The sequence below is a fragment of the Zooshikella sp. RANM57 genome, from assembly GCF_050749885.1.
Taxonomy (GTDB): domain Bacteria; phylum Pseudomonadota; class Gammaproteobacteria; order Pseudomonadales; family Zooshikellaceae; genus Zooshikella.
This window is the reverse complement of sequence record NZ_JBOIUB010000017.1, coordinates 38,097-59,255: the sequence shown is the minus strand read 5'-3', so window position 1 is coordinate 59,255 and position 21,159 is coordinate 38,097. Positions and strand designations below refer to the sequence as shown.

The window sequence follows — 21,159 nt, the reverse complement described above, 5'->3', positions numbered from 1 at the left end:
CTAGATATTTCCCGTTCTACGTTAGACCGCCTTAAAGGGCAGGGACTGATTGGGTATATTAAGACATCCGCGCATGGAATGCCTCGTTATTGGGGTTGGCAGTTATGTGAATATTTAGTGAGAAGAACCGTATGTCCTGGAGAGAACCCAAGCCAAGATACCAGATCGGAAAATGGTTTCTTGCCCAACGAGGAAGCGTTTGGTACCGGTGTGGCTACAACAGCCGAACACGTCAGACAGAGCGAGTATCACTCAGCACTCGCGATTTTCAAGAGGCACAGCAACGACTAGCGGAGTTCTTTATTGAAACCTATAACCCCAATAAGGTTTCAAAAGCATCAATCACGTTAGCCCGTGCACTTACAATTTATTACACAGAACATGGCGTCAATATACCCAGCCATACGTCAGTTAAAACACACTGTGAAAAGCTGATTGATTACTGGAAAGATGCGTTGTTATCGGATTTAAGTATTCGGGAGCAGCGCGCGTTTAAAGCTCACTTGGAAACGTTGGGCTGCTCTGAAGGGTATATTCAACGCATCTTTACTACACTGCGGGCCGCCACCAATTTCTGTTACAAGAACGAGTACATTGATAAGCCCGTAAATGTCATGAGTATTTCAGTCCCCATGCATAATAATGTTGAAATGGGGCGTCCGCTTAGCTTGGAAGAGATGGCAAGGTTATTTGATGCGATTGAGCTGGACTATCTGATGCGTTATTGCTTATTGATGCTAGGCACATTAGCCAGACCCACAGCAGTCATGGAATTGCATAGCCGTCAGCTGAATCATGATTATCGACTGATTACGTTGAATCCACCAGGGCGCAAACAAACCAAGAAATATCGGCCTACGGTCAAAATGCCTGAATTCATTCATCAGGCTACACGGCATTTGACGGATTGTAATATTATCTCTGGATCCAATGTCCCGATTAAAAGCGTTAAAACCTCATTTGCTACGGCGATTAAAAAAGCAGAACTAACAGGGAAGGTGACCGGGTATTCTTTTCGGCACACGATGACACGTTGGTTACGCTCACAGTCTGTTCCTCCCTGGGAAGTTGTGGCGCAGCTTGGGCACCGTATGGAACAATATTCAACCACAGAAATTTATGCGCCTTATGATCCAGCGTATTTGTCAAATTGTGTTGAGGCGATTGAGGGGTATTTTGAAGCATTATCAAAGCAGTGTATGGCAGTGCAAAACTTTGTTAATAATTAGGTTATAAGCCAAATAAGCTTCAAGAGTTATGTAGATTAGAGCTATTAATGAGACGTAGTATATTATGTCACTCTGACGTATAACCCCCGATAGAAAATTACAAAGCACTTGATTATCAGTTAGATATGTTAATTTGATTTATATTAATATGGTTCAAATAGTGGGAACCAGTTAAAATCAATCAGAGTATTATACGTCAATGAGACGTAACGTTTTACGTCAGAGAGACGTTCATTAATAGTTATACGGTGGTCGTAGTGAATACTCTTGAGAACCAAGAAGAGAAGTGGGAAATTCGTATAATCAAGCGAAAAATATTTCCTGAAGGAAGATAAGCGTGGCAGGAAAAAATAGCGGTAGTCCAAAGCTTCATGAAGTTGAGCCACGGGAGAACGTTGGAAGGGAAACCATTGCCCGTTATCAGGCTCAGTTTCGCGGAGCGGCTTTTGAGTGTTTGTCTTTGTTGGAAGATGAGGCGCTAGATCGGGTGTATTGTGATTACCAGGACGATTTCGTATCTCGCCTCAATGTCGATGGGAACCATGTTTATAATTTCTTTCAGGTCAAAACTAAGGGTAAGTTGAATTACCAATGGTCTGTAAATGATGTCTTCGGGATAAGGAAAGGCGCTAAGACATGCGAACCAGCCAAGATTGCTGATAGCTACGCTGGAAAGCTCCTTATCCACACTATTAGATTTAAGAACTCCTGTAGTAACGTCGTTTTTCTCACAAATGTTCATCTGAACGACGATTTAGAGGGGCTGCGTGATGCAATACAGGACAATAGCGATAACAACTATTATAAATTGCTGCTTGAAAACTTTAATGACGCTTTAAGCCCAGAAGCGCCAATAGAAAATCAGGATATTATAGAGCGCATTAAGAAGCTTCAGCTTAAATCGAATATTTCATATTTGAATCCACATGATGATAAATTTTTCTCTGAAGCAAGAGAGATCATTTATCAATACAGTGAAATAGATTTGCAGCGCTCAGAGTGTGAGGAAATCCTTAACAGTCTTATATCCCTTGTCGAACGGAAATCGTTTGGTAAACTACTAGAGGAGATCGGAGAAGAGGACCTCGATGATATAGCAGGCGTTAGTCTTGTCGAAATGCTCGATATTTTAAGTATTTCCAAAGCGGCATATCAGAGCTTAAGAAATGGAGGCGACTCTCAGGCCATCAAGAATGCTTCGATTATTCACAGGCTGATGAGTAAGGCGGGTGCATCAGAACGAATGATAGAGTTCGTATCTGACTGTAAGGTTCAATGGGATATATGGTTTAGAGATAAACGCCATACTATTCCAGAGTTCGATCTGAATTTTATTCTTGAAGAAATAGAGAGTAATGCCGCTGACTGGGTTAAATCAGGAGAAAGTCTGTCAATTCTTCAAAGTCAAATTAATAAAGTATTGTCAACTTTGGATGACAATGATTTGTCTGCCACTCTTGATCGCAATCTCCTTCTCGGCGCTGTTTTCTCATTTTTAGTTAGAGGAAACGCGTGATGGATTACGAAGAGTTCTTTCAAGAAGCATCTGAAAAAGAAATTGTATTGTCTCTAGATCAATTCAGTAGCTCAGCAACTCATCGGCTCAGTAATGAAGCGCTTTTTCATCTCCCCTTGCTCGCGATGACTATTCTCTTGTTGTCCAAAACACGCCGCAAGCCGAAGTCAGACGAATTAGGTCAGTTGATTGGCGAATGTTTTGAGCGAACGTTTTCAGGCTTTAAAGGTTCATCCCAACACTTGGGATGGTCGGCAAACCTGAGGATGCGGACAGTCAAAGCGCTAACCTTTCTTGAGAGAGTAAGCCTTGTTGAGGTTGACCGCCATGATTCCCGCATTAAAGCTACTGAGTTTGGGAAAAAGGTCGTATCAAAAGCAATAGAGGTTCAATCAGACCTCGGTTATACGCTCCAGGTAATTGAACGAAATTATTTTGATTTACAAATAGAAAAACAAATTGCAATGGATTTGGAATGAAACTTGTTGAATTAAAAATTCATCCTTCAGGGAAAGATGGCTGGAGTTCGAAGGATCTCGTGTTTGCTAGTGATATTACCCAGCTATATGGGCCGAATGGCGCAGGAAAAACGCCTGTCATTCATTCTATTGCCTTCGCGCTTGGATACCCTGTTCGATATAGGGACGACATTATGGAGAAATGTTCGTCAGCCCGCCTCACTGTAGAGCATGAGAAGGATTTCTTCACTTTCGAAAGGTCATTTTCTGATAAGTTTCATATAGAAGTGTCGGAAAGAGGCTCTAATGAAACGCGTATATTCTACAACGAACAAGAGATTTCCGAGTACCTTTTTTTGAGACTTGGGCTATCACCGCTCGCGCTGACAACCAATAATAACGAACCCACTTATCCGTATATATCGACATTTTTGCCTCTTTTTTATATAGACCAAGACGCTGGTTACACGAGTGCTTACAAAGCCCCAAGTAGTTTCATAAAAGATCAATACGCCGAGATGATCAGATTGGGGATTGGCACAGCACCAAAACATTCGTTCGAGGCCAAGCGTTTTCTCATAGAAAAGAAAAGAGAGCTTGATTTAGTTAATATTCAAATCGTCAATACTGAAGGGTTTATCCGAAGACTCGAAGAGCAGTCCGATGTTGATAACATTTCCGTGGCGGAGATCGATGATGAGTTGGAACAATTGAAAGATGAATTGGAAGAACTCCGTAATAGTTTTGATGCAACAAACGACGCAGATTATGTTCTACAAAGACTAATTCGTGAGAAGCAGAATGAGCGGCTTAATCTTTCTGCTTCAATAAAGGACCTAGAAAGCCGGATATCAGGGTTCAATAAGATAAAGGGCGAAATTGAGATCGAGATCAATACCTTATCTCTTAACGAAGAATCCCGGCGACTTTTTAGCTCTTTTAAGGATATTTGTGTCACGCCGGGTTGTGGTCTTTTTACCTCCAGCTCTGACTCGTACGGGAAAAATTTGCTTTATCTTCGCGATCAAATCAAAGACTTAGATAGGAATACCAGATTTCAAGAAATTAGAGTGGATGAATATACATCTAACTTAAGAAAGCTCGATGAAGAAATTGCCTCGCTAGAATCTAGTTTGACGAAAGAAGAGGAAGATTCCCAAACAACATCTCTGATAGCGGCAATAAGTGCTTTAACGCGATCAATTATTGATCGACAAGGTAAAAAGGAAGTAATGGAAAGGATCGAGTCCGAGAAACAGAATTACGTTCAGCTATTGAATAATCGCAGGGGCCTCCAAGGCGATATCTCCTCTTTTGAAGGCGGCACGAGTTCGAATGATATCAGAATTCTCGAATTTAGAAACTCCTATCGCAAGAAGATTATTGAATGGCTTGATGTTCTCAGTACGAAGAACGTTTCGAGGGACATTACTGTTGACTCCGATTTTAATGTTCTGTTTGGAGCGGAAAAATTATCCCAATTCAGTGGTAGTACACTTTTGCGAACTGTTCTTGCTCTCAGAGCTGCCTTCTTTGAACTGTTCATTTCCACGGGATGCATTTCCATAGAATTCCTGATATTTGATACACCACGGCAGCATGATATTGAAACCAAGGATTTTGCAGCATTTATCGCTAGGCTAAAAAGCATCTGCAAAGATAATCGAGCTCAGATCGTCTTCTCTACCACAGAGTATCACTACAACGGAGTAGAGGGTGACATAGAGTGGAAGCCGGAATTCTCAGGCTTTGAACAGCCAATGTACTTAGGGGTAATTGATAATAATCAAGTACCTAGCCAGGTGGAATGACGGCAAAGTATGAAGTCTATGTACAGGACAAAACTTTCAGGGAGTGCCGAAATCCTGATAGGTGAGCACTTCCTTCTACTAATACCCGGTGTAAATAATCAAGCCCTAGACGAAATAAACTTTTCGGTTTTCGACCATGCTTTTTTAGCTTCAGTGGCTTAAGCTTGTTTTGCAAGATGCCTAATTTAAAAGGCAACCAAATAACGTTTCAATTGACCACCTGATAGCATAACGTTTAATAGCAATTTGGGGCTGCTTATTCGTTGCAACAATCACACGTCCTTGCTTTCCCATGATACAAGACAAGTACACTGAAATACCCCAAATGTCTCTTTGTTTTTTCAAATTCATCTGTTCATTACGTTGCAAACCAAATAAGCGTGAAACGGGTAAACGTTGATTCTGATGCCTGTTCCAGACTTTGGTATTATTGGGAATTCTTATGCAAAAGGGAATGTGTTCATCAACCAAAAACTGTAACCAATTTTTTCCCCTAAACTCCCTATCTGCGGTTAAATACGCTATTTTCTCAACACCAAACACATACAAAAAGCGTTTGATTAATGCCTTGCGTTCTTCGGTATTGGAATTACCTTTCTTTGGTAATAATACCCAAAAGAGGGGTATGGCTAACCCTTCATGTGCCACGGCCAAGACCATAAAATTAATTTTTAGTATGCCAAAATTCCAGTTTGTACGATCTAAGCACAGCACCCAGGCTTCATCTGAGCAAAACCACTTAGCTATCACACGAGCGCACTGATCATAGTCTAGGGTAAAATCTCGAAGAAACCGTTGAAGCCGCTTATAATTCGATGTAGGCAAAGTGGTACCATAAAACACGTGGGCTATACGTGTGAGATTGACTGAACGAACCTTCACCAGCGCCAGAATAAATTGGGCTAGCAAGATGACTCGGGCTTGATGCCAACCAAAAACCCCTTTAAGCTCTTTGGCTAGTGAGTTGATCTCTTTCATTGTTGTACAATTCTTAATGGTTTCGCAGCCTGAATTGTAATACCAGTGAAGGATCAATTCACTTCTAACCAATTGATTTTTCAAAGTTATTCAGCTTTCTGTCCTGTACATAGGTCAGAATATAAAAAATGGATTACCAATCAACTTAGAGTACTGAATGACGAGTTTGAAATACCTAAGACCTAGTTGAGGGTAAGAGACTTATAGTAAGCACAAGTAAGAGGGGACAAACATTCCGCTAGCACTCGAAGTTTTGCCCCTGTTGGGAGCTTTAAATATTTAGGGTATAAGGATTCGTATTGAAGAAAAAATTAAGAAAGCTTGTTATAGAGGATACGCCATATTTGTGGTGCTTGGATGAAGGATATATAAAGAGCGAATTAACTATTAGTGAATATCGGGCTCTGGTTGAATTCAAGGCATATAGAGAGGGGATGAAATCAACACCTCTTATAATAAAGTTTAATGTGTCTGAGAACCCGGTTACCGGTAACAAGTTGACTTCAAGCGCCCATGAAATAAACCTTAACAAACCGAGTTATGCTCGGCTGCTCATTGAGAGTGGACTTTCAAAGGGATGGGACCCAAAGGAACAGAGATGTACAATAGCTGATGGCCTTTCTATTCTTGAAGAGCATGGGGTTGAGACAAAAAATATTTAACAGATAAATCAAGCTGCCCCTTGGTGGGTATCGTTTTTAAGTCATTATGAGTTTTAGAGTGCATGGATCATCAAGAGATTGAATTGACATTGAGTTTGGGCGATCATGGTTGGAGCTACATTAAGCTAGATGCTAATGGTGAAAATTATGCGTTCGTTTTAACTCATGTATTCAATAATCCGATTGCTGAATTCCTTAATGCTTTTACCAGTTTGTTGAACTCGGTTAAAACATCTAGATGTATTCTGTTTGATGAGCCTGGAGCATATAAATGGGAAATGGAATTAAATAGTGAGCAGCAGCATATAGTTGATATACAAGTTAGTGAATATGAATCTTGCGGAGAATGGAATGAAACAGATAGACAAATATCTGAATTTGAGTTCTCTGTAAAATTGCAGCATATATCAGCATGCATATACTCTGAGCTTATAAGGTTAAATGAGTTAATGAAAATAAAAACGTATAAATTAAATCGTAATCATGAGTATCCAGCTAATGATATAAAGGCCTTTATTGAGGTTTATGAGCGACGATACTCATGATAAAAATGTCAACGTGATGCCTGATACTGTAGTTTACTAAAGCGTTAGAGCTGAGGGGGGGGGTTATTGCAAGCATGAAGTATTTTGAAACCTGCTATATCGTAAATAAGCCAATTGATGAGGTTTTTGATGTATTAATTAATATTCCCTTATTGCACGAAAGGGTGGGCATTTTTGGTGATGCGTATGTTACTGAAAATGACTTTAGTAAAGATCAGGTCGGAAAAGAATATAGCCTTGTTAACAGTCATGGAGATATAAAAGTAAGATGTATACTGAAGTTAGAGAAGATTGATAAACCCTTTAAATACAAGCTTAGTTACTCATATGAAACCAAAGATGAAAACGGAAATATCGAAGAGGGATGTAGTTTCATACCATGGGATACAATGGCTTGCAGTGTAAGTCTTAATAATCAAGGTAACCAAACTAGTGTCACTACGATAATGTATGCAAATGGTGTAAGTACGTTTTTTGGCAAGTTGACAACTAAGGTGATTGGTGTTGTGAACTATTTCCAACAACAAAAATATAATAAACGAATCGTAAGCTATATTAATGGCAATTAGCAAAAAAATAGAAGAACATTGAGTCACAAAGGTATTGAATATCTTTGGTGGGTTCTTGATGAATTTGATCCATATACTGGATATTCATTATTGGTGACTGTGGCATCTGAGGACAAAAAGTTTATTGTAAAATATTGTTTTTCTACAGCCTCGTTAAATTCAATCTAGCCCCTAGGTATTAAAATGGAAAGAAAGAAGTATGAATTAGAGTGGAGCTTACTCCAAAATCAGTTTGAAAGCTACGAGAAGCACTCTCTGTATATAAAGCTAATCAGTATCTTGGTCTTACTGTTATCTGAGGTAGCAAGTACAAATACTGCAGTGGTATTCTTTATTTTGTTGTTGCTATGGTTGCAGGATTCAATCTGGAAGACCTTTCAATCTCGAATAGAACCTAGACTATTGCAGATAGAGAAGAACATTCGAGAAGGAACCGAGGGATGCGAGTTTCAATTCAACAGCGAATATCAAAAAATAGAAAATAGCGGTATTGGCAAAATTTGTGAATACGCTAAGCAAGCAATGCGTCCAACTGTAGCATTTCCCCATGTGGCATTGGTTATTTTATTTATAGGGCGTTGTATAGGTGGGTGAAAAATTTAATCGGGTAAGAGCTGGTATCTCCCAAGCTCACCGGATACCACTAACCATAATGCTTACAATGATGTTAGGTTTTATGTCAGAGTGACGTTCATTAATAGTTAGGTGTATTGATCTTCCCCCCATTAAACGGACACCCCACTTTAGGATGAAATTCACCTAAACTATGGTGTATCCCATGAATGCAAAGAGAAATAAAAGCTATTCAGCCGAGTTCAAAAAAGAAGCTGTTAGGCTGGCTTTAGAGTCAGGTAGGCCTAAGACAGCGATTGCAAAAGAGCTAGGTATTGGTGTTAGTTTGCTTTACGCATGGATTAACCAACAGACAGCTGAGTACACGATGAAGGTAGCCCCAAAACAAACCGAGACCCAGAGGATCAAGGATCTTGAAGCAGAGATCAGGAAGCTAAAATCTGAAAATTCCCTGTTAAAAAAGGCCGCTGCATACTTTGCGAAAGACCAGCTGTGAAGTATGCGTTTATCAAGCAAAATAAGCAGGACTGGCCTGTGGCTTTTCAATGCCGTGTTCTAATGCGTTAGACTCATTGAACGAATCGAAATATGGTTATGAAAAAGTTACCAATTTTTTATCTCTTATTTTCAACGATGTTTATGTGTTCTGTTTACGCAGAATCAAATAGTATATTTGAGAAGCTGACTGGAAAATGGGATTTAGTATCAGCTGAGAATTCTTGTCGAGGCAGCAAAACTGTTCACGTTGTTAGCTTCTCGCATGATAAGCGTGATGCCTTTATCGATTTCATAAATATACCAACATCGTCGAAAGTATCTTATCGGGTTATTTACAATACAAACTCATCAGTAACCATGTTTTTGAACGGTGAGAATCGCAAAATAAAGCGCACAGGAGATTTGTACATATGGGTAATGGAAGCTGTAGATGTTGATCGTTATGCTTGGAGATTATACGCTCATGACCTTCGCGATCCTGAGCCAACGACATCGTTAAAATGTAATTAACTATGAAATCTAAGCCCAACCGAATAAGAAATGAGATCTAGCCTAACTTGTAGTAGTATTCGACATACTACAAGTCAATATCAAAACCACCATCATTACTTCGAAACATACGTCCTAGTAATCTGAATAGCCATAGTAGGAACTCTATAGGCAGCTCAATTAATAGCTCAAACAAGTCATAGTACCAACTATCTTTGTTCCGCTGACCTCGTTTCTTGCTTGGCCAAGTAAAGTACGCAGTGATAAAACAGGCCATAGCTCCTAGTAGGTAGAGCCAACTAAAACCTTCAGTGATCATCATTGCTGACAAGAACACTGCGGTGACAAATATTGCTATGGCTATAAACGCTCTCACTACAAACCTCAAACTATGTAAGATTACGGCAGGGTGCATTTTACCTAACGTTCATCAGTTAAGCTAGGCATGGCTGTCTGGTTTAAGTGAGGTGAGTCAGGTAAAATAGTACGATTGATATGCTGGCAACGTGAGTATGAACTGTAACTACTGGTTGAGATAATTGAAGATTATGAGTAATGAAATTGATACTGAAAGAAAATCTTGCGGTAACCGATACATCTATGGTGTATTGTCTTTAGTGTCGATTTTTCTAGGGGTATTCGAGGCAATTTATTCATTTGCTAGTCATTCTCAGCCATCCTATCTGGCATTGTACTTTCTTACAATGGGGTTTTGGGGATATTTAGAATCCAAAGATGAGCTTAGAATTCTGGCTAAACTCAAAATTAAAGAAAAGTATATAAGATTAATATGTGCAGTATTATTCCTCATTTCTTTAGGATTAATACTACACAAGTTGCTTTTTTTTTGCGATAAATACTCAAATGTAGGTTATAGATGTTTAGTCTTTAGATAATTAAGTATTTATAGATAGCTAAGAGAAATTTCTCTAAAGTCATCATTTGATTGATTCAGTTACGCTCTTGCTGAGCAATATTATACTACGCTTCCTAGCTGGAATATTGGCCAATATAAGCCTATAAGCACAGAACAGAAAATTAAAAAAGATAGAATAAGATTAAAAATTACAAGTGAGAATAACTTTTTTTGTTTTGCTCTATAAGTATAACGATTGTTAAATAATAATATGCAAGGTATTACACCCACTAAAATAAGAATGCTATAAAAATAATATGTATCGATGATGAATAAAGTCAATAACGGCAGGTCAGTACCAAAACCATCAAAAACCTCTTTGAATTGCGGTACGATTTTATAAATTGCAAAGTATATGATTCCAGAGACAAAGGTTAACCCTAAAGATGAAGGGACAATCCATCTACTTATAGCATTGTCATCTTCCCGACGACTATCTGACTGTGGTGGTTGATAATGGTTTTCCATATAATCTCCTTGAGTTATAGTGAGCGATGAATATTATATGAAATTAACACTAAAAAGAACCAATTTAACTTTACAGCAAAGAAATTACAGTACTAAAGGTGACACTAGACTTTATCTGGTTTTCTGTAAATTGAATATAATATAAGCAAGAAAAGTATTGAACTATTTTGTGCTTTCAGTGTGTTATAATATAAGCAGTTAAACATTAACTAATGACACCGATATTCAAACATTTGAATACTGACTTTTTCATCAGAATCCATGAATAAGTGGTATTTTGCTTTGATATATTTCCATTTCTTTATGTAATCACTGGTAATACCAGTTTTCTGGCATCCAGTGAGTAGGGTCTTTATCACCTTTTTGTCGGTTAGTTGAATTAGAAACAGCGAGTAGGTTTTCAAGATCATTGGCAAACTCTCGTTTTCGTGCAGCGTTCCAGAGGCTTGCACCACTTCGAAATGCTTCTTTGAGTGGGACTATATGATCAATATCGAGATCCGAGGGATTACTAAACACCAGACCAGTATAAGGGCACTGCCATACGCCATATGTGACTTTACAACCCCTTGGTGAAAGACCTATCTGCTCTGCATCACGGATAAGGACTTCTTCACGAGTATCTTGGCAGTCATGATCTTCATCTGTCCAGTGTTTCCAGTTTTTCCGATCATAGACTTTTGGAGCCATACTGAAGCAAGTATCTGTATGGCAATGGTATTGCCCTGTAGCGCTATCTGTGTGGCCACCCATTGCATCCAGGCCACCTCGATGGCTATAGACATTACTAGCAATGATTAGAGCCAGTATTGGCCATGTCTGAAACTGCATCATTAATGCCTTGCAATCACAAGATAATGATAAGTGTAGGTAATGAATTGGGTGTCTATGGTGGGAATGGATGAGAGGCGATTTATTGACCATGTATGCGGTAAATATGGTATAAATAGTCAAGTAATTTTGGATTCATTGATAAGGAAATATCAGTAGTAATTATTGATGAGGAGGATGTCGTTAGTGATGAACGTTTGTCATCAAAGCTTCTTTATCTTGGAACAAGGGAAAAAGCAATTGAAATTTAGAAACAAAATAATAAGTAAATGCTTAAACCAGGTATTTTTATCTATTCTATTATCAATTGTGTTAATTAATGGTTTGTCTGCTAAAGATGAGTTAAATGCTGATGACCTAGTAGGTATTGCGCTTACTATGGAAAAAGGCATGCAGAATAAGGATGTTGATGTTGTATTGTCCTTGTTTTCTAGTGATTTTGTTGCGTATGAGCTAATTAATAAAAAGCTTGTAAAAGTGATCAACAGCTATGATGAAGTGAAAGAGGTTATTACAAACCTGGTTAATACGAAAAACTATCATTCAGTTAGAGAGGTTGAATCCACTCGGCTATCTGAAGACAAAAGAGAGGGAGTTATTTATTCCATTGTTGAAGAAAATTTTGAGGATCATAGTGCTGTAACATCTGGAAAGACTAAAGAGATATTGTATATTAAACTGGTTGATGGTAGGCCGAGAATATTTAAGATCATTTATTTGACCTTATCTTTTTCTGAGAAAAAGAAGATTTAGAATGTATACAGTTGAAGTTAATTTTGGCGTTACTAAAAAATCAGAGTTAGATGATCAAGTTAACCTTATCGATTTATTGCTAGGCTCTTGGCGAATGAATGGTCAAATATTAGGTAGAGAGCATCCCATTGCTCATAGAAATGAAGCACTTTCAGTCTTTATTAAAACGCCTGAGGAAAATTCGCTTTCATTTGAATTTAATAATAAATATGTCAATAAATACTTTAAAGAAATAGAAGATAGGTTTTCAGAACCTTTGATTTCTTTATTAGGGAAAGAGCCAAGGTGTTTAGATATTTGCAAATGTAGAGAATCAAAATCATATATTCTTTATACCACTTATCTTTCTCTTGAGTGCCCACTTAGTTGTGGTGAATGCTTTGGTGTTGTTCCTCTCTATCGAATACCAAAAACATATGATGATGAATATTATAATATTATATGCTGGATGTCTGATTACCAGTCATGTGATAGTTTACAAATGAATTGTGCTGTTGGGGAAAGGTTTGGAACAAACCAGATTTCAAAGCTTGATAGTCCTTTGACCAGGTTAGGGCTTAAGGTTTGTGACTCTATTAAGGAAGTTACAGGTAAAAAGACATATTATTACTTATATAAAGGTTATTGTAGAAGTGAAACTCAAGAATTAGCTCGTAAATGTCCTAGTTGTAATGGTGAATGGCGTTTAGAAAGTGCATTTCATGATCTTTTTAACTTTAAGTGTGAGAAGTGCAGTCTGTTATCAAATATTGCTTGGAACCGGCGGGGTTAAAATCTTATTGGGAGAAAGGTCAGGATTCGAACCTGCGTCCGGCTGTCGCCAGAGAGCGCTCCCTTTCGGGCGACGCCCACCTTAAGCCACTCAATCACCTTTCTCATGGTGTTTTTTGTATTCTTCAAGGACACTTAAGAAGCCTTCTGTAAAATCATCGGTATCAGTTCTACAAGAAAAGCCTGTATCATTTCGCATTATAACCACACTTTTAGTATTTGTACTTCGCTCGCCATCCCACTTCAATATGACCACCGCACCTTGCGACTCAAGATCTTCAATTAATGGTATAAGCTCGTCAATCATTTCTTATCCAGTTAAGTAATAGGGGAGAGAGCATTTTACTAGCCTTGTTGGTAAATATATTCACTATAGGTTATTTAATCGCTACCCCCTTCATAAGTGTCCTCTAAATCTAATGATTTATGTAGGACTAGCTTAAAAGTAGTTTCCGAATGATGATAGGTTATAGGGTAAGTTATATAGTTACCTACAACGGTTCGATATACGTTATCATCATAGAATCGTTCCCAACCATTGATTTTTTTTGGGCACTTACTTTCCTGTTTGCATTGAGCATCAATTTTCTTGTAAATTTCTTTGGCTTCGTCTTGTGCAACACTATAGGAATAGCCAGCAATGCTACATAAACTACCAGATACAAGAATAGTTAATATAGGTCGAATCAAACGATATTTATTTTTTTGAAATTTAATTAATTTTAGTACTAGGCTTAATCCACTAATCATTAGGCATAAAAATGGTATACCCATGAGAAACCAAAATCCTGGTCCGTGTGTTGCTAAATGCATACAAAAGAAGAAACGGAGGCACTATTTGCCCAAGTAAATAAAGAAAAGAATCAATATTCATAGTGTAGAAAACAACTGCACAAAAAAATAATTAATATTAAGTGATGCTTAAGTAGCCTGCTGGAAATAGCAAGCAATGTTGCAACTATCCTTCATGCTCAATAGAAGACGACTGTAATATACAGTGCTCAAGTTTGATTAGCTACACACCAATTTTTGAGTCCAGATGGCGATATGACACAGTTCTGACACAGTAGGTTGTTTTTGAAGTGAGGGTAGGGAGCTAACTTATTGATTTTATTGGTCGGAGTGACTGGATTTGAACCAGCGACCCTTGCCTCCCGAAGACAATGCTCTACCAGACTGAGCTACACTCCGTTTTATCTTTTATCCTTGTCGTAGCATAAAAATCTGTGTGATTATCTTACAACTGAGTTTTTCTTTGTTCAATCAATTCATTGTGTAATTTCTTTGTGTTTTTAGCCGTTTAATAGCGTTATCAATGAAGAGAACTTTTGTCCTGATACGGTGATTGACTAAAGAGTGGGATATTGTACTTAAGTAGGTGAAAGATACTCCTTCACTATTGGGAAATATTGTATTCAGTGTTTTTGAGTGACTTAGCTTAGTCATTAAATCGGTACAAATAGAGGTTTTCCCAGTAGCTTATTTGGTAATAAGCTACTGGTTCTCTGCACATATGGCGCTAGGTAGCGCTGATTTAATCAAACTGACGAATAATCTTTTTCTTAACACAGAATAAAAATGTTTTTAAAAGAACATTTATAATTGGTTTATGCTCAAGCAAAATTGAGACTGACGTCATGATTATATATCAGTTGACGTATTAACCGCTGTGCTAAGAAAGAATCTTTTAGTTTTTAACCAAAACTACTAACCCGTTAGAGCAGAATAGATTTGATCTTTGATATGAACTCTTTTTCTTTTCAGGGAGCCATAAAAGCCATCATCAATGGGTATCTCTCGCATTTGCAATCCATGAAGCTGGTGGTCTATTTCATGGTACTCTGCAGCTAGCTTTGCAAACTCTGGGTTTTCTTGCTTCAGGCGGGAAATTTTGTCGCGATAATGAGGAAATTCTTCAACCAGGCTATGCTTATGCCGAATCATTGCGCTCCTCCAGCATGTAGGTTTCACATTACAAGTGTAGATAATCTGTACACACACTGCCAGTTTAAAAAATCGCCACTAGTCAGATTATGTTGTGAGAAATAGTCTAGAAGAAGGCTAAGGTGATGTCTTACTCAATCAACTAATGAGGAAAAGTAAAATTTTGGGTTGTAATCATCATCAAACTATGCTGTTATTTGATTATAGCTGAGCACTGCAAATGCTCATAAGTCAATGAATGGAGTATGCACACATATTTCGTAAAGTGTATTGATAAGTTCATAGAGGAATGTGGAGTAATTAAGTGTTGCTCATGCAGGCAGTGCAAATAGACTACAATAAGTAGTAGATCTGTTTCTAATAAGTGGGATAAGAAAATATAGTACGCTTGTGCCGCTTAATGTTGATGAGTTAGTTTGGAATATTCATCAATAACTTTTTGATAAAACTATAGAGCTTAGTTTAGACTGTTTTTTTGAAGCTCTATTTTAGACACTTTGATGACATTAGTTTTTGATATGTACGATTTATTTGTAGGTAAACTCATTAAGATTATTAAACTCGTGGTGATTATTCACCAACGAGGGGGTTTTCCTGCATAGCTACTAAAGAAAGGATACCTAAAAACCCCCGAGGCAAAACCCCGGGGGTTTTTTTTTGGCAGCTTATAATATTTAACGGTAATTACAGCATGAATGGCGCACAGTATATTATTCAGGCATTACAACAGGCTGGTGTTTCAACACTGTTCGGTTATCCTGGTGGAGCAATTATGCCCGTCTATGATGCCCTATATGACAGTCAGCTTGACCATATTCTGTGCCGTCATGAACAAGGTGCTGCTCTCGCGGCAGAGGCATATGCCCGTAGTTCAGGAAAACTGGGGGTTTGCCTTGCTACTTCTGGGCCTGGTGCTACAAACCTGCTAACAGGTATCGCCAATGCCTATCTGGATTCTATTCCATTACTGTGTATTACAGGCCAGGTTGCTTCTCCTTTAATTGGTACTGATGCGTTTCAGGAAGTGGATATCCTGGGGATGTCGATCCCTGTCGTGAAACATAATTACCTGGTAAAAAATATAAGGGAGCTACCACGAATTCTTGAAGAAGCAATGATTATTGCTCAGTCAGGTCGACCAGGACCGGTGTTAATTGATGTGCCAAAGGATATCCAATTAGCTCAAATTGTACCGCTAAATTTGCAAATGAATATTGATGATCCCGTTTGTTGCGGTGATGAATCAATTCGTCAAGCTAAGCAGTTAATTGTTCAAAGTCAACGGCCTGTTCTATACAGTGGTGGTGGCGTAATTTTAGCCGATGCTGTAGAAGCATTTAGGGCATTTTCACAAGAGACGGGTATCCCTTCCGTTGTCACGTTAAAAGGTTTGGGGAATGACACTGAACAAAACCCTAATTATTTGGGGATGCTGGGTATGCATGGAACCAAAGCTGCAAACTTAGCGGTGCAAGGCTGTGATTTACTGATTTGTGTTGGAGCAAGATTTGATGACCGTGTAACAGGAAAGCTCGATACTTTTGCTCCAGAGGCTAAAGTCATTCACTTGGATATTGATGCTGCAGAGTTCGGTAAACTGCGTCAACCTGATATTATTTTACATGGTGATTTAAAGCATAGTCTTAAAGCATTATCACAACAATTGGATATTGGTTCTTGGCAACAACATTGCCAAGCATTAAGACAAACCCACAGTTGGCGCTATGATCATCCAGGGGACAGCATTTATGCGCCAGCACTCATTAAAGAATTGGGGGATACAGCCCCTAGTAAGACTATTATTACGACGGATGTTGGTCAGCATCAAATGTGGGTTGCTCAGCATTATCCCGTTCCCCATCCTAGACAACATCTTTCAAGTGGTGGGTTGGGGACGATGGGGTTTGGCTTGCCTGCGGCGATAGGTGCTCAGTTTGCTAACCCTGATAGTTGTGTAGTTTGTTTATCTGGCGATGGCTCGATTATGATGAACATACAGGAGCTAGCCACGATAAATCGTTATCGATTACCCATTAAAATAATTATTTTTGATAATCATCGTTTAGGGATGGTTAAACAGTGGCAAGAGCTATTTTTTACGGAACGGTATAGCTCGGTAGAGTTGAATGATAATCCCGACTTTGTTGCTGTAGCCAATGCCTTTAATATCCCCGCCCTTCATATCAAACATAAAAATCAAATAAAAAATGCATTACAAGAATTAATAAATGCACAGAGTGCATTCTTGTTGCATGTAGAAATTGACCCTCAGGAAAATGTCTGGCCACTGGTTCCCCCTGGTGCTGCAAATTCGGAAATGATGGAGTGTACGAAAAATGCCACAGTTTAATTTACATTTAGTCGCTCGCAATACCCCAGGATGCTTAGAACGTATTCTTAATACCAGCCGTGTTCGAGGCTTCGAAATAACTAACTTTTCAGCAAAACTGGACCATAATGAACGTTACTATCAAATTGATTTAGCAGTCAGTAGTCAGCGATCCCTGCAATTATTAATTATGCAGTTGGCAAAACAGTATGATATTCGCGAATTAGCACCCGTTAAAATGAAACGTACTATTCGTTCTGCGGTAGTTTGATCGATAATTTCAATAAAGTCGAGTCATACTTAACTGCTTATTTATAAGAAGCGATTAAACATGACTCGAAAGTTGGTCTATGTCTTTCAAAAATATTGCTTAGCTTAATTATTTTAAGTTATGTAATGATGCAAAAACTAGAAATGTAATGTGTATACTTTATTAAGGAGAACGTTTGGGTTTACCTTGTATGAGAGACTATGGTAATAGTGTATGACTTGATGAGATATAAATAAGGGTTATGAAGTACCAGTGGATTTGCTCAGCATGTCAATCGGTTAACTCAGCCGGTGATGATTTTTGTCAGGTATGCGGTTGTCCTGCAGTTGATGATGCTTGGCTGATTGATGGCTGGAAAGAGTCCTTAACTCAAGAACCTAAAAAACCTTCTTTGAGTATTATAGATGTGTCAGTATGGGGTGGATGGAGTATTTTTAAACACAAAACATCTTCATGTCCACATTGTGCGCTACAAATGTATGTCTATCAGGCAAAATGCCCACATTGTCTTAAAACCCTGTCACTAGATGAACGCTATGCGTTGATTGGTCGTTACCATAAAGCACGAAGAGTTGGCTTAATATATGGTGGCCTTGTATTTGTCGTATTAATTGTTGCTATGACGATAGTTGGTTATTTTGTTAACAGTCGTTAATGGTGATATGGGACTGAAAAATAATTGTTTTTAGCCATTGTGAATGGAGGTGAGTTAATAATTTTTGTACAATACAACGAGAGTCGCTCGTTTGGATAAGTGCTACGTTTAAGAGACATTTTTATAGCTAAATATATGAGTAGTAACGATTAACAGGAATGTTATTTTTATGAAATATCATCATTTAGGTATTCCCACTAAGAAAAAATTACCTGATGAAAGGTATTTACCTCACTTAAAAATGTATGTGAGTGGATATGGTAAGAATGAGTATGGCATTGAGTGGGTAAGGTATGATGACGATGCTGATTTTCCTGACATAGTGAAAGAATTGCTCCATGTAGCTTTTGAAGTTGAAGATCTGAAAGCTGCTATTGAAGGAAAAAATGTAATTATTAAACCTAATAGCCCTAGCCCAGGGGTTTTAGTTGCTTTTATTGAAGAAAACGGTGCTCCTGTCGAGTTTATTCAAGTTGATCGGTCAATTGCAGAAGAAGGAATATAACTTAGGACCTAACAGGTTATAAATATTTTTTGTTTTTTTACTTATTTGTCAGTTTTTATCTTCTTTTAAAAAATATGTTTTAAATAGGTGATTTGTGTGATGAAAACGATTGGGCTGTTGGGAGGAATGAGTTGGGAAAGTACTGCTACATATTATCAGCTACTCAATAAAGGCGTTAAGCAAAAACTTGGTGGGTTGCACTCGGCAAAAATTATTTTATATAGTATTGATTTTGCTCCATTGGAAAAGTTGCAACATGCAGGTAATTGGGATGAAGCAGCGCATTTTCTTGCGGAAAAGGCTTTACGCCTTGAATCTGCAGGTGCTGATTTCATTTTAATTTGTACTAATACTATGCATAAAGTGGCACCCTACATAGAGGAAAAAGTATCCATCCCATTACTTCATATCGCCGATGCAACTGCACAAGCACTCATCACTCAGGGCATTAAAAAGGTTGGTTTGCTTGGTACTGCTTTTACAATGGAAGATGATTTTTATAAAGGACGTTTGTATGAAAAACATGGGTTAAATGTATTGGTGCCTAATGATCATGATAGACAAATTGTGCATCAGGTTATCTATCAAGAGCTGTGTCAAGGAAAGGTAACAGAGGTATCTAAAAAGGCTTTTTTACGAATTATTGATGATTTGAAAGCGCAAGGTGCTGAAGGGGTTATCCTGGGGTGTACTGAGATTGGCTTGCTTGTCAATCAGTCCGATACACACGTTTCGTTATTTGATACCACACAAATTCATGCTGATTTTGCAGTAAAAACAGCATTATCTTAAGGGGGAATCCGCAGTAAAAGATCAGACATCCAGAAATGGTGGCGTTGAAATGATAAAACAGCGGATATCATTATTAATCTAGAGGTCTATCAGGATAAACGTAAAGAACAGCGTGCATAAAACTCATCTGTGAAAGGTGTATATTAGATTCTGTTAACAGGGTTCTTCTCGCGTCATTTTGAATCGTATAAGCTCCTAACTCCTAGTGTGAACATGCCCTATAAATAAGCACTTGCTGTTAATTAGGGCATTTATACCAATGATAACAATAATTCAATATAGGTGAATTATGAGCAGAACCTTCTTGCTAGTTATTTTATCCGTTGTATTTTCGGGGTGTGGGGTTAATGTAAAGCGTACCCTTAATAATAATGTCTTGGTGTCAAGTGGCTCACCCGCAATCAGGTTGAACATACCTCAGTCATTTAAATTAACAGACTCCGCTTCTGGTAAAGAATTTGCAGAATATCAAAATAAGTTTGGTGGATCACAGAATGACAGGGAATGGTTTAGCTTTTTTGAACAGAATAAACAGCCAAAACCTCATAGAATGTTGTTTGTTGAGTTTAGAGAAGCGGGTGTTAACTCACACTTTTTAGAAAATATAAAAAATAATACGTTGTTTTCTCATGGGAATTCATATGTGAAAGGCTTAAATATGAAGACAGCATTTAAAGTAGAAAACAAATTTGATCAAAAAAGAAATATGAAAATTTGTTTCATCACTAAAATTTATCGCAAAGTTTTGCCCCCTAAACAACGTAGAAGCTTTGTGATAATTTATGGTGAGCACTTACCTTGTAATAAGGTTATGCAAGCTAGGAATAACCGAGCATTGATTGCTGAAGTTAACGGGCGAGCTGATGCCTTGATCAATCAGTTGTAACAGATTTAAGAATTACCCTTTTCGCAACTCATTAGAAAACACGACTAGGCTACTGCTAATGAAACAAACAGACAGCTTTAAGCTTATTGGTTTTCCTAAAGATGCTTATGATGACGTGCGAAAAGGGAGTGCTTTATATATTAATGATCATAATACAAACACGGTTATACCTGGCTATTGTATAGAAGCACAATATAAAACCTCTGTGGGTTATTTGCTTGTGACATCGTTTGACTGTCCTTTTGAAGAGTCGAATGTGTTTATTCTATTAGATCTGAACTACAGAGTACTTGCCAAAAAATATCTCCAAATGTGGTACGAAACCTTTCTACTTAAGGCGCACTGGTCGGTTTCTGACACTAAACTTATGCTGCATTATCAAGGTAATTTAAATTATTCACTAACAATTAAGCCCAAAATACTCGGTAGAGGGTATAAGCTTGTTTTGCAGAAAGAAGCAGCGACGCTCGTCTATGACGCCTCATCTACACCTTCTGCTCATTAATATGTGCTCGATTGACAATATGGCTGGTTTAAATTCAAGAATATACTGGTTAATAAATAATCAGATTGCTTTTTTATGCACTGCTGGAACTTCAACTTTGAGTGTATGCCTGCAAAGTCAAAATGCTGAGTTTTTGATGTATTTGTAAAAGAATGGATTAACCTTGCATACTCTGGGTTCACTTATCACTATGCTCTATTGTAGA

General features: G+C 38.1%; 25 protein-coding genes, 2 tRNA genes and 1 pseudogene. 19 read left to right on the top strand and 9 right to left on the bottom strand.

All coding sequences use genetic code 11. From position 1 onward, the window contains the following. Window positions 1–131 precede the first annotated feature (131 nt). The 4 genes from ACQ96U_RS23960 to ACQ96U_RS23945 all read left to right on the top strand — a co-directional run bounded on the left by ACQ96U_RS23960 (window position 132) and on the right by ACQ96U_RS23945 (window position 5,014). Window positions 132–1,229: a tyrosine-type recombinase/integrase gene (locus ACQ96U_RS23960; protein ID WP_431723801.1), complete on the top strand. Its 1,098-nt coding sequence runs from the start codon at window positions 132–134 to the stop codon at window positions 1,227–1,229. Window positions 1,230–1,566: 337 nt separating this feature from the next. Beyond that, on the top strand, window positions 1,567–2,745 hold the full coding sequence (locus ACQ96U_RS23955) for a dsDNA nuclease domain-containing protein (protein ID WP_431723800.1): 1,179 nt from the start codon (window positions 1,567–1,569) through the stop codon (window positions 2,743–2,745). Next, window positions 2,745–3,224, top strand: coding sequence for a hypothetical protein (locus tag ACQ96U_RS23950; RefSeq protein WP_431723799.1), 480 nt, complete (start codon window positions 2,745–2,747; stop codon window positions 3,222–3,224). The genes ACQ96U_RS23955 and ACQ96U_RS23950 overlap by 1 nt, the downstream gene beginning before the upstream one ends. Further along, a complete protein-coding gene (locus ACQ96U_RS23945) occupies window positions 3,221–5,014 on the top strand; it encodes an AAA family ATPase (RefSeq protein ID WP_431723798.1) in 1,794 nt (597 codons plus the stop codon). The genes ACQ96U_RS23950 and ACQ96U_RS23945 overlap by 4 nt, the downstream gene beginning before the upstream one ends. 16 nt (window positions 5,015–5,030) lie before the next feature. On the opposite strand, the pseudogene ACQ96U_RS23940 reads toward ACQ96U_RS23945, so the two are convergent. Continuing rightward, window positions 5,031–5,992, bottom strand: a pseudogene (locus tag ACQ96U_RS23940) (IS4 family transposase). Between the two features lie 299 nt (window positions 5,993–6,291). On the opposite strand from ACQ96U_RS23940, the gene ACQ96U_RS23935 reads away from it, so the two are divergent. From ACQ96U_RS23935 to ACQ96U_RS23910, 6 genes are all read left to right on the top strand, one after another. Further along, on the top strand, window positions 6,292–6,654 hold the full coding sequence (locus ACQ96U_RS23935) for a hypothetical protein (protein WP_431723797.1): 363 nt from the start codon (window positions 6,292–6,294) through the stop codon (window positions 6,652–6,654). 62 nt (window positions 6,655–6,716) lie between these two features. Beyond that, window positions 6,717–7,199: a hypothetical protein gene (locus ACQ96U_RS23930; RefSeq protein ID WP_431723796.1), complete on the top strand. Its 483-nt coding sequence runs from the start codon at window positions 6,717–6,719 to the stop codon at window positions 7,197–7,199. Window positions 7,200–7,273: 74 nt separating this feature from the next. After that, a complete protein-coding gene (locus ACQ96U_RS23925) occupies window positions 7,274–7,768 on the top strand; it encodes a hypothetical protein (RefSeq protein WP_431723795.1) in 495 nt (164 codons plus the stop codon). 183 nt (window positions 7,769–7,951) lie between these two features. Next, complete coding sequence (locus ACQ96U_RS23920; RefSeq protein ID WP_431723794.1) at window positions 7,952–8,362, top strand: hypothetical protein; 411 nt, start codon at window positions 7,952–7,954, stop codon at window positions 8,360–8,362. 184 nt (window positions 8,363–8,546) lie between these two features. Next, complete coding sequence (locus ACQ96U_RS23915; protein WP_431723793.1) at window positions 8,547–8,837, top strand: transposase; 291 nt, start codon at window positions 8,547–8,549, stop codon at window positions 8,835–8,837. A gap of 98 nt (window positions 8,838–8,935) precedes the next feature. Beyond that, window positions 8,936–9,349 carry a hypothetical protein gene (locus ACQ96U_RS23910; protein WP_431723792.1) on the top strand — a complete coding sequence of 138 codons (414 nt, stop codon included), beginning with the start codon at window positions 8,936–8,938 and terminating at the stop codon, window positions 9,347–9,349. 67 nt (window positions 9,350–9,416) lie between these two features. Here the strand turns inward: ACQ96U_RS23910 and ACQ96U_RS23905 are convergent, their stop codons facing one another. From ACQ96U_RS23905 to ACQ96U_RS23895, 3 genes are all read right to left on the bottom strand, one after another. After that, window positions 9,417–9,704 carry a hypothetical protein gene (locus ACQ96U_RS23905; RefSeq protein ID WP_431723791.1) on the bottom strand — a complete coding sequence of 96 codons (288 nt, stop codon included), beginning with the start codon at window positions 9,702–9,704 and terminating at the stop codon, window positions 9,417–9,419. A 600-nt stretch (window positions 9,705–10,304) separates the two neighbouring features. After that, window positions 10,305–10,712 carry a hypothetical protein gene (locus tag ACQ96U_RS23900; protein ID WP_431723790.1) on the bottom strand — a complete coding sequence of 136 codons (408 nt, stop codon included), beginning with the start codon at window positions 10,710–10,712 and terminating at the stop codon, window positions 10,305–10,307. A gap of 309 nt (window positions 10,713–11,021) precedes the next feature. Further along, window positions 11,022–11,546, bottom strand: coding sequence for an HNH endonuclease (locus ACQ96U_RS23895; RefSeq protein WP_431723789.1), 525 nt, complete (start codon window positions 11,544–11,546; stop codon window positions 11,022–11,024). Window positions 11,547–11,729: 183 nt separating this feature from the next. Here ACQ96U_RS23895 and ACQ96U_RS23890 point away from each other — a divergent pair, with 183 nt between their 5' ends. Both ACQ96U_RS23890 and ACQ96U_RS23885 read left to right on the top strand, forming a co-directional pair. After that, entirely contained in the window at window positions 11,730–12,296 is a 567-nt protein-coding gene (locus ACQ96U_RS23890; protein ID WP_431723788.1) for a hypothetical protein, read from the top strand. A gap of 1 nt (window position 12,297) precedes the next feature. After that, a complete protein-coding gene (locus ACQ96U_RS23885; protein WP_431723787.1) occupies window positions 12,298–13,068 on the top strand; it encodes a DUF2310 family Zn-ribbon-containing protein in 771 nt (256 codons plus the stop codon). 8 nt (window positions 13,069–13,076) lie between these two features. Here the strand turns inward: ACQ96U_RS23885 and ACQ96U_RS23880 are convergent. From ACQ96U_RS23880 to ACQ96U_RS23860, 5 genes are all read right to left on the bottom strand, one after another. Then, a tRNA-OTHER gene (locus ACQ96U_RS23880) sits at window positions 13,077–13,172 on the bottom strand. Beyond that, the gene (locus ACQ96U_RS23875; RefSeq protein WP_431723786.1) at window positions 13,159–13,374 is read right to left on the bottom strand and encodes a hypothetical protein; all 216 of its coding nucleotides are present in this window, start codon (window positions 13,372–13,374) and stop codon (window positions 13,159–13,161) included. Before ACQ96U_RS23875 ends, ACQ96U_RS23880 begins: the two co-directional genes overlap by 14 nt. Before the next feature lie 74 nt (window positions 13,375–13,448). Next, complete coding sequence (locus ACQ96U_RS23870) at window positions 13,449–13,841, bottom strand: hypothetical protein (protein ID WP_431723785.1); 393 nt, start codon at window positions 13,839–13,841, stop codon at window positions 13,449–13,451. Window positions 13,842–14,181: 340 nt separating this feature from the next. Beyond that, window positions 14,182–14,258, bottom strand: a tRNA-Pro gene (locus tag ACQ96U_RS23865). Between the two features lie 516 nt (window positions 14,259–14,774). Further along, window positions 14,775–15,011, bottom strand: a complete 237-nt coding sequence (locus ACQ96U_RS23860; RefSeq protein ID WP_215822255.1) for a YdcH family protein — start codon at window positions 15,009–15,011, stop codon at window positions 14,775–14,777. 691 nt (window positions 15,012–15,702) lie between these two features. Here ACQ96U_RS23860 and ilvG point away from each other — a divergent pair. From ilvG to ACQ96U_RS23825, 7 genes are all read left to right on the top strand, one after another. Next, window positions 15,703–17,361: an acetolactate synthase 2 catalytic subunit gene (gene ilvG / locus ACQ96U_RS23855; protein ID WP_431723784.1), complete on the top strand. Its 1,659-nt coding sequence runs from the start codon at window positions 15,703–15,705 to the stop codon at window positions 17,359–17,361. Further along, window positions 17,348–17,611 carry an ACT domain-containing protein gene (locus tag ACQ96U_RS23850; RefSeq protein WP_431723783.1) on the top strand — a complete coding sequence of 88 codons (264 nt, stop codon included), beginning with the start codon at window positions 17,348–17,350 and terminating at the stop codon, window positions 17,609–17,611. Before ilvG ends, ACQ96U_RS23850 begins: the two co-directional genes overlap by 14 nt. A 241-nt stretch (window positions 17,612–17,852) precedes the next feature. Next, window positions 17,853–18,266 carry a hypothetical protein gene (locus ACQ96U_RS23845; RefSeq protein ID WP_431723782.1) on the top strand — a complete coding sequence of 138 codons (414 nt, stop codon included), beginning with the start codon at window positions 17,853–17,855 and terminating at the stop codon, window positions 18,264–18,266. A gap of 169 nt (window positions 18,267–18,435) precedes the next feature. Then, on the top strand, window positions 18,436–18,771 hold the full coding sequence (locus tag ACQ96U_RS23840; RefSeq protein WP_431723781.1) for a hypothetical protein: 336 nt from the start codon (window positions 18,436–18,438) through the stop codon (window positions 18,769–18,771). A 99-nt stretch (window positions 18,772–18,870) separates the two neighbouring features. After that, entirely contained in the window at window positions 18,871–19,563 is a 693-nt protein-coding gene (locus tag ACQ96U_RS23835) for an aspartate/glutamate racemase family protein (protein WP_431723825.1), read from the top strand. Window positions 19,564–19,852: 289 nt separating this feature from the next. Continuing rightward, window positions 19,853–20,449, top strand: a complete 597-nt coding sequence (locus ACQ96U_RS23830) for a hypothetical protein (RefSeq protein ID WP_431723780.1) — start codon at window positions 19,853–19,855, stop codon at window positions 20,447–20,449. Window positions 20,450–20,507: 58 nt separating this feature from the next. Beyond that, window positions 20,508–20,954: a hypothetical protein gene (locus tag ACQ96U_RS23825; protein ID WP_431723779.1), complete on the top strand. Its 447-nt coding sequence runs from the start codon at window positions 20,508–20,510 to the stop codon at window positions 20,952–20,954. Window positions 20,955–21,159 lie beyond the last annotated feature (205 nt).